Origin of the sequence: Rhodococcus sp. T2V (genome assembly GCF_029269925.1) — a bacterium.
Taxonomy (GTDB): Bacteria; Actinomycetota; Actinomycetes; order Mycobacteriales; family Mycobacteriaceae; genus Rhodococcus_F; species Rhodococcus_F koreensis.
Window position 1 is genome coordinate 1 of record NZ_JARJBD010000449.1, and the last position, 338, is coordinate 338.

1 protein-coding gene is annotated in these 338 nt (G+C 66.6%); it reads right to left on the reverse strand.

What is annotated here, in order from left to right; genetic code table 11:
- Window positions 1-338: AMP-binding protein (locus tag P3H15_RS54785; protein ID WP_276144924.1), on the reverse strand; the 338-nt coding region annotated here is incomplete at both ends.

The window sequence follows — 338 nt, forward strand, 5'->3', positions numbered from 1 at the left end:
CCGGCCTCGAGGACCGCCAGAAGCGCGACGATCAACTCGGGTGACCGCTCCAGTGCGACCGCCACCAGCACTTCCGGTCCGACACCCGCACCGATCAACCGGTGCGCCAGCCGGTTCACTCGGCTGCTCAGCTCCCGGTAGGTCCAATTCTCGTCACCGAACGTCACCGCCACCGCATCCGGAGTCGCGGCGACCTGAACGTCGAACAGGCCAGGGATCGTCGAGTCCGGGATCGGAACGCTCGTCTCGTTCCAGCTCTCCAGCACGAGTGTGCGTTCGTCCGGATCCAGGATCTCGTAGCCCTCGATCCGCGCCTGCGGATCCGCGACGATCAACCC